General features: G+C 56.9%; 9 protein-coding genes. 6 read left to right on the forward strand and 3 right to left on the reverse strand.

Annotated elements, in window-relative coordinates:
* The first annotated feature begins 94 nt into the window (after positions 1 to 94).
* The 4 genes from BLO80_RS00520 (at position 95) to treS (ending at position 7068) form a co-directional block, all read left to right on the forward strand.
* Positions 95 to 2452, forward strand: a complete 2358-nt coding sequence (locus tag BLO80_RS00520; protein ID WP_092326055.1) for an FdhF/YdeP family oxidoreductase — start codon at positions 95 to 97, stop codon at positions 2450 to 2452.
* A gap of 20 nt (positions 2453 to 2472) precedes the next feature.
* Positions 2473 to 3846, forward strand: a complete 1374-nt coding sequence (locus BLO80_RS00525; RefSeq protein WP_092326057.1) for a cytochrome ubiquinol oxidase subunit I — start codon at positions 2473 to 2475, stop codon at positions 3844 to 3846.
* 12 nt (positions 3847 to 3858) lie between these two features.
* Complete coding sequence (cydB, locus tag BLO80_RS00530; RefSeq protein WP_092326059.1) at positions 3859 to 4860, forward strand: cytochrome d ubiquinol oxidase subunit II; 1002 nt, start codon at positions 3859 to 3861, stop codon at positions 4858 to 4860.
* Positions 4861 to 5001: 141 nt separating this feature from the next.
* Positions 5002 to 7068 carry a maltose alpha-D-glucosyltransferase gene (treS, locus tag BLO80_RS00535; RefSeq protein WP_092326682.1) on the forward strand — a complete coding sequence of 689 codons (2067 nt, stop codon included), beginning with the start codon at positions 5002 to 5004 and terminating at the stop codon, positions 7066 to 7068.
* A gap of 136 nt (positions 7069 to 7204) precedes the next feature.
* On the opposite strand, the gene BLO80_RS00540 is transcribed toward treS, so the two are convergent.
* Positions 7205 to 7597: an ester cyclase gene (locus BLO80_RS00540; protein WP_092326061.1), complete on the reverse strand. Its 393-nt coding sequence runs from the start codon at positions 7595 to 7597 to the stop codon at positions 7205 to 7207.
* Between the two features lie 176 nt (positions 7598 to 7773).
* On the opposite strand from BLO80_RS00540, the gene BLO80_RS00545 reads away from it, so the two are divergent.
* The gene (locus tag BLO80_RS00545) at positions 7774 to 8637 is read left to right on the forward strand and encodes an alpha/beta fold hydrolase (RefSeq protein WP_092326063.1); all 864 of its coding nucleotides are present in this window, start codon (positions 7774 to 7776) and stop codon (positions 8635 to 8637) included.
* A gap of 88 nt (positions 8638 to 8725) precedes the next feature.
* Here the strand turns inward: BLO80_RS00545 and BLO80_RS00550 are convergent, their stop codons facing one another.
* Both BLO80_RS00550 and BLO80_RS00555 read right to left on the reverse strand, forming a co-directional pair.
* Positions 8726 to 9496, reverse strand: coding sequence for an alpha/beta fold hydrolase (locus BLO80_RS00550; RefSeq protein ID WP_092326065.1), 771 nt, complete (start codon positions 9494 to 9496; stop codon positions 8726 to 8728).
* A gap of 433 nt (positions 9497 to 9929) precedes the next feature.
* A complete protein-coding gene (locus tag BLO80_RS00555) occupies positions 9930 to 11612 on the reverse strand; it encodes a diguanylate cyclase (protein WP_092326067.1) in 1683 nt (560 codons plus the stop codon).
* Between the two features lie 227 nt (positions 11613 to 11839).
* On the opposite strand from BLO80_RS00555, the gene BLO80_RS00560 reads away from it, so the two are divergent.
* The gene (locus BLO80_RS00560; RefSeq protein ID WP_092326069.1) at positions 11840 to 12622 is read left to right on the forward strand and encodes an EAL domain-containing protein; all 783 of its coding nucleotides are present in this window, start codon (positions 11840 to 11842) and stop codon (positions 12620 to 12622) included.
* Positions 12623 to 12694: the final 72 nt, after the last annotated feature.

Consider the following 12694-nt stretch of genomic DNA (forward strand, 5'->3'; position numbering starts at 1 on the left):
TAACGCTCCATGGAGAAATCATGAACCTTTCAAAAGCCGTAAGCTCGTAACATTTAGACACATTGCTATGGCTTCGGGTTCGTAAAGGTGCACCATGCGACTGATCCATCCCTCTGCTCGTTTTCGTCCGTATACATCCGCCTCGGGAGGGTGGGGCTCTGCTCATTCGGTCCTGAATATCCTATGGCGAGAACAGGCTGTATTTAAGGGGGCAAAAGCATTACTCAGGCAAAATAAGCCTCACGGTTTTGCCTGCGTAAGTTGCGCCTGGGCCAAGCCCGGCGACCCCCATGCACTGGAGTTCTGTGAAAATGGCGCCAAGGCAACCGCCTGGGAACTAACGTCCTTACGCACCGGCCCCGACTTTTTTCAACGACATTCCTTGACCGAGTTGCGCAGCTGGAGCGATCACGACCTGGAACAACAGGGTCGGCTTACTCACCCGCTGCGTTATGACCCGCAGTCGGACCGATACGTAACGACGACCTGGGAGCAGGCCTTCGGCGAAATCGGTGATTGTCTGCGCAGCCTTTCTCCGGACGAGGTGGTGTTCTATGCCTCCGGTCGGGCCTCTCTTGAAGCTTCTTTCATGTATCAGCTCTTCGCGCGCGCGTACGGCACCAACAATTTGCCGGATAGCTCGAACATGTGTCACGAGAGCACCTCGGTGGGGTTGCAGCAAAGTATCGGTGTACCTGTAGGCACTGTGACGCTCGCTGACTTTGAACACACGGATTGCATTTTTTTCTTTGGCCAGAATGTTGGAAGTAATAGTCCACGAATGCTCCATCCGCTCCAGGAAGCCCGGAAGCGCAAAGTCCCCATCATTACGTTTAACCCTATCCGGGAGAGAGGGCTGGAGCGCTTTGTCAATCCGCAATCACCGGCCGAAATGCTTGGACCTAAGTCAACGTTAATCAGCACCCAGTACCATCAAGTCAAGATAGGCGGAGACACCGCAGCGGTCTTGGGGATAGCCAAGGCCCTCTTCCACATGGAACAGCACGCCAGCAACAGTGGTGGCCAGACGGTGCTCGACCACGAGTTCATTGCCCAGCACACCGAAGGATTTTCTGAGTTTCAAGCCGAGGTAGAACGCCATGACTGGGCAGAGCTTGAGCGGATCTCGGGTCTTGGAAGAGCCGCCATGGAGGCTGCGGCGACGGTTTACGCACGAAGTGAAAAAGTGATGGTGGTCTACGGCATGGGCATGACTCAGCATCGGCAAGGAGTTGAAAACGTGCAGATGCTGGTAAACCTTTTGCTGCTACGCGGCAATATGGGTAAAGCGGGGGCCGGTATCTGCCCAGTGAGGGGGCACTCCAATGTCCAGGGACAACGAACGGTCGGTATTACCGAAGACCCGGCCAAAGTGCCCAAGGAGAAAATTGAACGGCTGTTTGGCTTCAAGGTTCCAGAACAAAAAGGGCTGACGACTGTAGATGCCTGCGAGGGAATATTGAATGGCAGCGTCAAAGGCTTCATCGGACTGGGTGGCAATTTCTTGCGAGCGGTCCCTGATACCAATCGCATGGAGCCTGCATGGTCAGCCTTGGCTGTCAGCGTACAGGTTGCCACAAAACTCAACCGGACCCATCTTGTTCCTGGCACGCATACCTGGCTGCTACCTTGCCTTGGTCGAATCGAGATCGACCGGCAAAACAATGTAGAGCAGAGCTACACCACCGAGGACAGTACGGGGTGTATTCGCGCCTGGCGGGGTACTGCCGAGCCCGCCAGTGGTCAGCTATTATCCGAGGTGTCCATTATTTCCGGTCTCGCGCAAGCCACTCTCGGCGGCGAGACCCGAATACCCTGGCAGCAATGGCGACAAAATTACGCCGCAATTCGCCTGGCCATCAGCGAGGTATACCCGGACATTTTCCATGACATGGAAGCCCGCATGTGGGAGCCAGGCGGCTTTCACCGTCCGCTGGGGGCGAGCCAGCGCAAATGGACGACGCCTTCCGGTAAAGCGCAGTTCGTATCGCCGTCTAATCTTGATGAAGACGACGATGTCGATGAGGTAGATCCTGACCGTAGAAGTGTCCTGCAGTTGATGACCTTGCGCAGCAACGATCAATTCAACACAACTGTCTATGGCTATAACGATCGTTTTCGTGGCGTTAAAGGTACCCGAAGCGTCGTTTTCATGAATAGAAGCGATATTGTCCGTTTGGGATATGTACCCGGCGAATGGGTGCGGTTGCGCACGGCAGTCGAGCCGCAGGTCGTGCGAGAGGTTGGTCCTTTCCAGATCGTTGCTTATGACATTCCGCAAGGCTGCGCAGCCTCCTATTATCCTGAGTCAAACCCGTTGATTCCGCTCTGGCACCACGCGAAACAGAGCAAGGTTCCTGCTGCTAAATCCATTCCGGTGGTACTGATCAGAGCGCAGCCAAGCGCGTCGGAGGCGGACAATGCCATACCAGATGAGGATCAAGCCATTTAGGTTCCGGAGTCCGACGATACATGGAGAGTTTTGAGACAGCCCTGCTGGCCGCCCGTGCCCAGTTTGCGATCACTGTCGGTTTTCATATCGTGCTGGCTGCCTTCACCATCGGCATGGCTAATTTCCTGATGGTGCTGGAGGCGCTCTGGCTATGGCGACGAAACCCGGTCTACCTGTGCATCTACCGCTACTGGCTGAAAATCTTTGCGCTCAATGTGGCAATTGGAACGGCGTCTGGCTTGATCCTGGAATACCAGTTTGGCCTTAACTGGTCACGCCTTTCCTCTATGGCGGGGGAGGTGATCGGGCCGCTGATGTTTTATGAGGTCATGGCGGCTTTTTTTCTGGAAGCGGGGTTTTTGGGAATAATGCTCTTCGGCATGAAAAAGGTCGGCCGAGGTCTGCACTTTTTTTCCACATCTGCGGTAGCGGTGGGGTCGCTGATCAGCGCGTTTTGGATCTTGTCGGCGAACTCCTGGATGCAGACGCCGGCCGGTTACGCGATTGGGCCTGACGGCCGTTTTATCGCGCAGGACTGGTGGGCGATCATTTTCAATCCGTCTTTCCCCTATCGATTCACCCACATGATGTTGGCCACCCTGTTAGGAACGGCCTTATTTGTCGCTGGAGTATCTGCTTGGCAATTGTTGCGGGATCACACCCGCGAACATGTGCGGGTGCAGTTTTCCATGGCTTTGTGGGCAGTGGCAGTATTGGCACCGGTTCAGATCGTCGTAGGGGATCTTCATGGGGAGCACACCCTCAAGTTTCAGCCGCAGAAAGTGGCCGCTATGGAGGGGACCTGGACCCGCCCGCCAGAGGGCGCCGGGGAACCGCTACGTTTGTTTGCCATCCCCGACATGGAGGAGCGTCGCAATCATCTTGAGTTGGCGATCCCTCGAGTTGCTTCGCTGTATCTGCGTCACGATCTGAGCGGCACAATCGCGGCGCTGGATGAATTCGCTGCGCAGGATATCCCGCCGGTTCCTGTCGTGTTCTGGGCCTTTCGCGTGATGGTGGGGTTGGGTGTTTTGATGCTCGGCTTGGGCGTCGCGAGCTTGATTCTCAGGTGCAGAAAGCGTCTCTATGATGCCCGCTGGTTGCAGAAATGGTGCGTTTTGATGGCGCCCTCCGGATTCGTGGCCATGCTAAGCGGTTGGGTAGTCACCGAAGTAGGCCGGCAGCCATTTACGGTCTGGGGCCTGTTGCGGACGGCAGAAAGCGTTTCCCAAATATCGCACCAGCAAATCCTGACCTCGACCCTACTCATCCTGGGTTTTTATCTCGTGGTATTTGGAATCGGCCTATGGGTTCTCCTGCGTATTTTGCGCCAACCTGCAGGAGTAGGCGAAGCTGGGCCACAGCCGACGATTGCCGATGAAATCGGCAAATAGTGGGGAGGGTAGATGGCCGACGGGGATTGGATCATTTTGCTGTCAGCCGCAGCGCTCGCGTTTTCGGTGATCAGCTACGCGTTGCTTGACGGCGCCGACCTTGGCGTTGGAATGCTGATGGGTGTGACCCGGCGCGCCAGGCATCGTCGCGCCATGGCGGTTTCCATCTTGCCTATCTGGGATGCCAATGAGACCTGGCTGGTGTTGGGTGGCGGTGGGTTGCTCGCGTTATTCCCCAAGGCATATGCAGTTCTGCTGCCGGCGCTCTATATACCCTTCATCATCATGTTTATGGCCCTGATCGTTCGCGCAATGGCGCTGGAGTTTCGCGATGAAGCTACTCGCCATGGCTTAAAGCGGATTATCGACCTGCTGCTTGGCTTGGGATCATGGGTAGCGGGTATGTGCCAGGGGGCAGTATTGGGGACATTGGTTCAAGGTGTGTCGTCCCGGGATGGTCAGTTCAGCGGGACGGGCTGGGAATGGTCAGGCCCATTTCCCATTTTCTGCGGCGCGGTCCTGGTGGTGGGGTATCTGTGGCTGGGAGCATGTTGGCTTTATTGGCGGACGGAAGACGAACTGCAATCAAAAGTACGTGCGCAAGCAAAGGCACTTTCATGTCTGACGATTGTGTTGCTGATGATTCTTGTGGGGTGGACGTCGACCTTGGCCAGCCAATACGCGACTCGACTGGCGACGCCGGAAATCATGATTCCTGCCAGCGTTTCAATGTTGACCCTGACGATGCTCTTCTTTGCAGGGTTCCGAACGCAGTTTCATTACCTGCCATTGTTCTGTGCGATCGGGGTCTTTGTCATTGGATTTGTTGTTATGGTCGCGACGCTATACCCGCTTATCGTCCCGCCTGACGTTACGCTGTCGAACGCTGCTTCGGGGCCGGTCAGTCAGCGATTCATGCTTATTGGCTTTGCCGTCTTGATCCCAATGACGCTCTTTTACAACACCTACGGATTCAGGGTTTTCAGCGGCAAGATCAGGCCCGTCAAGGACTGAGTAGAGCTGGCCGATTGCACCTCGCAGGCTTTCTCCTGATTCGATGCAACGAATGTCGCGTGGTGGCCTCCTATGAAAACGAGCGGCGCTTCGGTTGGAGAGGGGCGACTGCGGTTTTTCATGACGGAGGTGATTGTGTCCATGACGGCAGCTGAGAAAAATCATGTCGACTGGCTGGTCGAACAATCGATGCTCAATGCTGCGAGGAAGCGCGCCAAGCTCTACTCGGGCCAGGGACGGATGTGGCAGCAGCCCTATGCGCATACTCGGCCTCGCGACGCCTCGGCATTGGCGTCGGTGTGGTTCACTGCGTATCCGGCTTCCATCGTTACCCGCGAAAATGGCACTGTGCTTGAAGCGCTGGGGGATGAAACCTTATGGCATGCGCTGTCGAGAATCGGTATCCAGGGCATCCACAATGGCCCCTTGAAAAGGTCCGGTGGCCTTTCGGGCAGTGACTACACCCCTACGATTGACGGCAATTTTGACCGCATCGGTTTCGACATCGACCCGCAGTTGGGCACCGAGGCGCAGTTGCAAGCGTTGACCCGGATGGCCGCCGCGCACAATGCGGTCGTCATCGAGGATGTCATCCCGTCTCATACCGGCAAAGGCGCGGATTTTCGTTTGGCCGAGATGGCATATGAAGATTATCCGGGGCTCTACCACATGGTGGAAATCCGCGAGGAGGATTGGCCGCTGCTGCCCGACATTGCCGAGGGGCGCGATGCGCAGAACCTCACCCCGCAGCAGGTCGACGTTCTGCGGGACAAGCATTACATCGTCGGACAGTTGCAACGGGTGATCTTCTTCGAACCAGGCGTCAAGGAAACCGATTGGAGTGCGACCCCGGTGGTGATGGGCGTTGACGGCAAGCCGCGCCGTTGGGTCTATCTGCATTACTTCAAGGAAGGGCAACCTTCGCTGAACTGGCTGGACCCGACCTTTGCCGCTCAGCAGATGATCATCGGGGACGCGCTGCATGCCATCGATGTCTCGGGGGCGAAAATCCTGCGTCTGGACGCCAACGGATTTCTTGGCGTCGAGCGCAAGCTCGAGGGTACCGCCTGGTCCGAAAGCCATCCGCTATCGATCACCGCAAACCAGTTGCTCGCTGGAGCGATTCGCAAGGCCGGCGGCTTCAGTTTCCAGGAACTGAACCTGACCGTAGACGATATCGCCGCCATGTCCCACGGAGGGGCTGATCTTTCCTACGACTTCATCACCCGACCCGCCTACCAGCACGCCTTGCTGATGGGCGATGCCGAATTCCTGCGCTTGATGCTGCGGCAGATGCACACCCTCGGCATCGATCCGGGTTCGCTGATCCATGCATTGCAGAATCATGATGAATTGACCCTGGAGTTGGTGCACTTCTGGACCCTGCACGCGCACGATACTTACCTCTATCAGGGGCAGACCTTTCCCGGCAGCATCCTGCGCGAGCACATCCGCGAGCAGATGTACGAGCGCCTCACCGGCGAGCATGCGCCCTATAATCTGAAATTCGTCACCAACGGCGTGTCCTGTACCACTGCGAGCATCATCACCGCAGCGCTGGGAATTCGCGATCTCGACACCATTACGACGGCAGATATCCAGCAGATTCGCCAGGTTCATTTGCTGCTGGTGATGTACAACGCGATGCAACCCGGCGTATTCGCATTGTCTGGCTGGGACCTGGTGGGCGCATTGCCGTTGCCGGCCGAACAGGTCGAGCATCTGATGGGCGACGGCGACACCCGTTGGATCCATCGCGGTGCCTACGATCTGGTGGACCTCAACCCTGATGCGGCATTGTCGGCCGGCCAGATGCCGCGTCCGAAGACCCTGTACGGCAGCTTGCCAAGCCAGTTGAAAGATCCGGATTCGTTCGTCTCACAGCTGCGCAAAATCCTCTCTGCGCGCCGTGCCTATGACATCGCCGCCAGTCGCCAGATACTGATTCCGGACGTCGAGCATCCGGGGCTGCTGATCATGGTTCACGAATTGCCGGCTGGCAAAGGTACGCAAATCACCGCGCTGAACTTCGGTTCGACCCCGATCACTGAAACCCTGCACCTGCCCAATATCGCACCGGGGCCGGTGGTCGACATCATTAATGAACGGGTCGAAGGCGACCTTACGCCTGAGGGCGAATTCACCATTACGCTGGATGCGTTCGAGGGGTTGGCGCTGCGGGTGGTGAGCAGCTCACCGATGCTCTAGGGCTTGGGAAAGCGAGGTGGTTGATCGCACAGTCACCCAGCCATGCCATAATTTCTAGTCAAGGCTTTGTCTATGCTCTGCTCCGTCACCCATGGGGAAGAGCTGGCCTGGATAACCTGCAGCCTTGAGGCATCCGCTACGCTGATCGGAGCTGAGCTTCGATCGCTGCCTTGTCGATCACCGACCAGACCTCGCGGATTCTGCCGTCCTCGAACCCGTAGAAGACGTTTTCGGCGAAGGAGAGGCGTGTCCCATTCACCGCCAGGCCCAGGAATTCCCCGACCGGCGTGCAATTGAAGGCCAGGCGAGCCGCCAACTTCGGTGGGTCGATCACCAGGAATTCAATGGCAAAGCGCAAGTCGGGGATGGCCCGATAATCCGCTTCCAGCATGCTTCGATAGCCGTGCAACCCTAATGGTCTCGCGTTGTGAACCACATCCGGGTGCACGAAATGCCCCAGGTTTTCCCAGGCCTGTGCGTTCAGGCAGGCGATGTAGTCGCTATAAAGATCTGCGAGGTTCGAGGTCATGGGGTGATTCTCCTCTGCATGTCTGTTCTTGCCTTTCTGCGATCTTAGCGAGTGTCAGGCTGACAGCAAAGTCAGGCTCACCCTTGGGACGAAAAGCGGAGATAACTGCGTAAACGGTACCCGAAGACTACCTTGATCTATTGTGTGTAGTGAAAAGCACTCATCACGGGGTGATTATGTTCGAAGGTTTCCAGTTGGAAATGATCAGCTTGTCCGAGGCGACTTTGCGCGTTCGTTACGGTGGCTCTGGCCCGCCGTTATTATTGCTTCATGGTCACCCCCGTACCCACACCACCTGGCATAAGGTTGCACCGCTGCTGGCCAGATCTTTTACGGTGGTCTGCCCGGACTTGAGAGGATTTGGCAGGTCCAGTAAGCCGACGAACCCTCATGACTACGGTGCTTTTTCGAAGCGAGCGAAGGGCCGGGACTGCGTCGCGCTCATGGAGAGCCTTGGGTTCGATAAGTTCTACTTGGCGGGCCATGACCGAGGCAGTTACGCTGCTTTTCGCACAGCGCTAGACCATCCGTCACGGGTGTTGAAGTTGGCCGTTTTGGATGGCGTGCCCATCCTGGAAGCGCTTGAACGATGTGGGGCACGGTTCGCGTCCAAATGGTGGCACTGGTTTTTCTATGCCCAGCCTGACAAGCCAGAAAGGGCCATTCTCGCGAATCCAAAAGCGTGGTACGGGGGAGACGCAGAGGCCATGGGGCGAGAAAATTATGAGGACTTTCAGGCCGCGATTCACGATCCCGAAACCGTGATTGGAATGCTCGGTGATTACCGCGCAGGAATCGAGCTGGACCATCTGCACGACCAGGAAGACCGTCAGGCTGGTCGTAAGCTTCAATGCCCGCTCCACGTGATGTGGTCGTTGCAGGATGACCTGGAGGACCTCTATGGCGATGTGCTTGCGGTTTGGGCGCCGTGGGCAGAACAGAAAGTCACTGGCGCCGGCATTGACAGCGGTCATCACATGGCCGAAGAGGCGCCGGTCGAGTTGGCTTGCGCACTGGAGGCTTTTTTCTCCGGGCGATGAGCATCTTGACGGGGGCGGCGAAAAGCTCAATGCGACCCAGGCAACGGCAAAAGGCCCGCATGCGCGGGCCTCATGTTGCCAATTGCATTTATTGCGCGGCTTTTTCGATCAGGTTTGCCACCACCTTCGGGTTGGAAACCATCACCACATGGGAGGCGCCTTTAACCACGACGGTTTGCTTGGCATGCGCACGCTCGGCCATGAACGCCATGGCCTGCGGAGGAATGTTCTTATCCTTGTCGCCATACACGAACCAGGACGGAATGGTTTTCCAGGCAGGATCCGTGGCGGCTTCGTTCAGCGCGGCGACGGTGATGGGGCGTTGGCCGGCCGCCATCAGGCGAGCTTCAGCCTCAGGCACATCGGCTGCGAACTGGTCGTGGAATTTATCCTGCTGGATGTAGAGATCCTTGCCACCATCGGCCAACTCGACCGGAGCCGACAAGGCCGAGGCGAGGGTGCCACCCGGGAATCGTCCAGACAGCTCTGCCGCGGTCTCGCCTGCTTCCGGGGTGAAAGCCGCCACATACACCAGGCCCTTCACGTTCTGATTGCCATACGCCGCCTCGCTGATCACCGCGCCGCCATAGGAGTGGCCGACCAGAACCACGGGTGTCTTGATGTTCTTGACGATGCTTGCCACCGATTGTGCATCACTGCTGACGCCACGTAGCGGGTTCGCCGCCGCAATGACCGGATAACCGTCTTTTTCCAGAATCTTGACTACGCCGTTCCAGCTCGACGAGTCGGCGAAAGCGCCATGGACCAAGACCACAGTGGGTTTGACGTCAGCAGCGTTTGCAAAACCAGTGGCTGCGAAAGCGGTGGCGAGGGCCAGACCAGAAAGAAGCTTTTTCATGAGTGACTACCTGTAGAGAAGGAAAAGGGCGGTTGCCAAGTGGTTGTGGTGCGCAATAAATATTTGCGCGCTAATCAGTCGAGATAAAGTTACCGCCTAAAATGTTTGCGCGCAAGATATTTTCGAAGAATCAATTAAAGATTCATATAAATTATTGTTTTTAAATTGATTATTTTTTGAAGGGCGGTGGGTCCAGATCGAACCCTTCGAACTGCGAGGGGAAGGGAAGGTGTTCCACCCTCTGGAGCACACCGTTGCGGTGACTTCATCGGGTGTTTTGGTACTGACGTTGCTCTCGGATGAGCTGGGAGGGTGTCAGGGGCGTTTTGTCCAAGGTCATACAGGCGTTGCGACGGTGATCGGAGAAAGAGGGGGCGCCCCTTGGCTGCCTGTTGCTCTGAGGCGGCTTACGTTCTCCCTCTCTATGACCCGACTACGAAGCTACGCGGTTTTTCCCCCCGCGCTTGGCCTTGTACAGTGCGGCGTCCGCTGCTTGCAGCAATAGGATTTGATCGGTCCCGTTACGCGTCGTCGAGGCCACGCCAAAGGATGCGGTCACGCTGAACGTCTGCATTCCATCCGTAGGGCTCATGCTTTCCAGCGAACCCCGGATGGATTCGGCTCGCAGGAGAGCGTCTTCAATGGAGCAATCTGGCAATATGATGATCAGCTCTTCTCCACCAAAGCGGCAGGCGACATCGGTGGCTCTGATTGACTTCATGATCAAGGATGCCGTGCTTCGCAACACCGCGTCCCCCGCAGAATGACCATGGATGTCGTTCAGTTTTTTGAAGTTGTCCAGATCGAGCATGATGACGCTCAGGTCCACTGCATCTCGAGTGGCTTTGGAGAGTTCGCGCTTGAGTGTTTCCTCCATGAAGCGACGGTTATACAGGCCAGTCAGCGGGTCTTTAATCGACTGGACTTGCAGGACCTGGCGCATCCTGCCGTTTGCCAGCGCTAGCGCGGTTTGCTCTGCGGCAGCCTCCGCAAACTGGCGGCTGATTTCCTTATCGCCATTTCCGCCAGCATGCTGGATATGCAAGAGTCCCAGTGTTTCTCCGTAGGCTATCAGCGGCAGGCACCAGTGAATGTCGCCATCGTCGAACTCCGATTTGTCTGAGTAGTGGGCGCAGCGCAGCTCATGACGATGTTCAACCACATGGGCATGGCCTCGCCGTATGGCCCAACAGTCTTTGGGGCCGATGAGAGCGTCTGATTGAGCCTCGACATGGCCCCAGCTTGCGGCGGGTTGCAAAGCATCAGCCGAATTGCGGTACAGGTACAGCGTTCCGCTACTGCCGTCCAGTAACTGTTGGCAGTAAGTGCTGACCAGCTGGAGTGTTTCCTCTTGGCTCATCTCGGTCTGGAGCAGGCGAGCCATTTCTGCGAGCAAACCTATTTCTGTATTGCGCCGCTTAAGGTTTTTCAGGCTTTTGCCCAGTTGGGTGCTTGAAGAAAGCGCGCTAGCTGTCGATTCGGCCTGGCGTTTTATGGTCTGACGCATGGACACGTAAATGAAACGCCCCAGCACCAGCGTAAGCAGGAAGCTGGCGATGGAAACGGCGACGGCCCAACGCAAGTTGGCGTTAAGCTGGTTGTCCAGAACAGCCACTTCCTCGACTTCAGCTTGAATCAGCTCGCCTCCCAGGTCGCGGACCTGGTCCATGAGGTGCTTGCCGTTGCCCGTGGCGATTTCGGCCACCGTCGCAGCAGCGCCTTGAGTGCTGCGCAGCTTGATCACCATTTCCAAGTGGTCCAGCTTCAGTGCGGACTTCTCGATGAAGTCCTCCACCTTGGCGATCTCAGCGGACGAATCGTGTCGATAGTTTTCACGAAGCAGCTTGATCGCATCGGGAAGCTGCGACGTGGCGACGTAATAAGGCCGCAGAAATGTCTCCATCCCCGTTAATGCATACCCACGTTCGCCTGTCTCGGCATCCACGAGCAAACTTTGCACCGTGCGAATGCCGTCCAGCTGCTTTTCTACCAGGTTGCGGTCATTACGCGTTTCGTTCGTCCAGAACAGGGTAAACGGACCTACCGCGGCCGTGACGGACATGACCAACGTGGCAGTCGCTGCTGCGAGGAGAAGTCTGGGTGTGCGATGGGGCATCGTCAGCTCCAATGGGATTCACATCTTTATCGGCAAGTAAGGTTAATGGCGTAGGTGTATCACGCTAAAACCGTTAGGCGGTCAAAAGATCGTACATTCGCTGAGAGACCGCGCGGCTTTACGCGACCTCGCGTTTCAGAAACTTCGGCCCGCGCCGATTCAGGTGGTGTCGGCTACAGTTCCTTGTACCCGCAGGGATGTATCACGACCGCCACGGAATATTAATCATGACGAAACGCCCTCCGTTCCAATCGCTCGGCTGCGCCGAATGCCGCAACCATGAGGCGTTGGGGTTTGATTTCACCATGGCCTTCCAGCCTATTTTCAACGTCCGGACACGCGCTGCGTTTGCTTATGAGGCGTTGGTCAGGGGCATCAACGGCGAATCGGCTGGCTACATCCTGGGGCTCGTGAACGACAACAACCGCTACCGATTCGACCAGGCTTGCCGGGTGAAGGCCATCGAAGAAGCCGCAAGGCTGGGGTTGCTGGACATTCCCGACTGCTTGCTGAGCATCAATTTCCTGCCCAACGCCGTATACCGACCAGAGACGTGTATCCGGGCCACTCTGGAAGCGGCGCGCCTGACCCATTTCCCGCCAGAGAGGCTCATGTTCGAAGTGACCGAAGGCGAGAAGGTGGTAGACCCCGAGCACCTCAAATCGATTTTCGTGGAGTACGCGCGTCAGGGTTTCATGACCGCCGTCGACGATTTTGGCGCGGGCTATTCGGGCCTTAACCTGCTGGCCATGTTCCAGCCGCAGGTGTTGAAGATTGACATGGCACTGACCCGAGACATCGATCGAGACTCGGTCAAACAAGCGATCGTCGAAGGCATCATCCTGGTCGCCAGACGCTTGGATATCCTGGTCATCGCCGAAGGTGTCGAGACCCGTGAAGAAAGCTCGACGCTGCTAGGCATGGGTATCGAACTGATGCAGGGATATTTGTATGCAAGGCCCGCGGTCGGTCATCTCCCGGCTGGATGCTTCGATGACGGCGTGCTGTAAAGGCGGGCTCGAATCCATAGGTTCGCTGCGGCAGGAGTGCTTCATGGGCCCATCCAGTTATCCAAGAAATCC

Source organism: Pseudomonas sp. NFACC56-3 (assembly GCF_900100025.1).
GTDB lineage: Bacteria > Pseudomonadota > Gammaproteobacteria > Pseudomonadales > Pseudomonadaceae > Aquipseudomonas > Aquipseudomonas fluorescens_AA.

Coding starts and splice junctions, on each gene's coding strand:
- BLO80_RS00520 (WP_092326055.1), top strand. CDS start 95: ATGCGACTGATCCATCCCTCTGCTCGTTTTCGTCCGTATACATCCGCC.
- BLO80_RS00525 (WP_092326057.1), top strand. CDS start 2,473: ATGGAGAGTTTTGAGACAGCCCTGCTGGCCGCCCGTGCCCAGTTTGCG.
- cydB (WP_092326059.1), top strand. CDS start 3,859: ATGGCCGACGGGGATTGGATCATTTTGCTGTCAGCCGCAGCGCTCGCG.
- treS (WP_092326682.1), top strand. CDS start 5,002: ATGACGGCAGCTGAGAAAAATCATGTCGACTGGCTGGTCGAACAATCG.
- BLO80_RS00540 (WP_092326061.1), bottom strand. CDS start 7,597: ATGACCTCGAACCTCGCAGATCTTTATAGCGACTACATCGCCTGCCTG.
- BLO80_RS00545 (WP_092326063.1), top strand. CDS start 7,774: ATGTTCGAAGGTTTCCAGTTGGAAATGATCAGCTTGTCCGAGGCGACT.
- BLO80_RS00550 (WP_092326065.1), bottom strand. CDS start 9,496: ATGAAAAAGCTTCTTTCTGGTCTGGCCCTCGCCACCGCTTTCGCAGCC.
- BLO80_RS00555 (WP_092326067.1), bottom strand. CDS start 11,612: ATGCCCCATCGCACACCCAGACTTCTCCTCGCAGCAGCGACTGCCACG.
- BLO80_RS00560 (WP_092326069.1), top strand. CDS start 11,840: ATGACGAAACGCCCTCCGTTCCAATCGCTCGGCTGCGCCGAATGCCGC.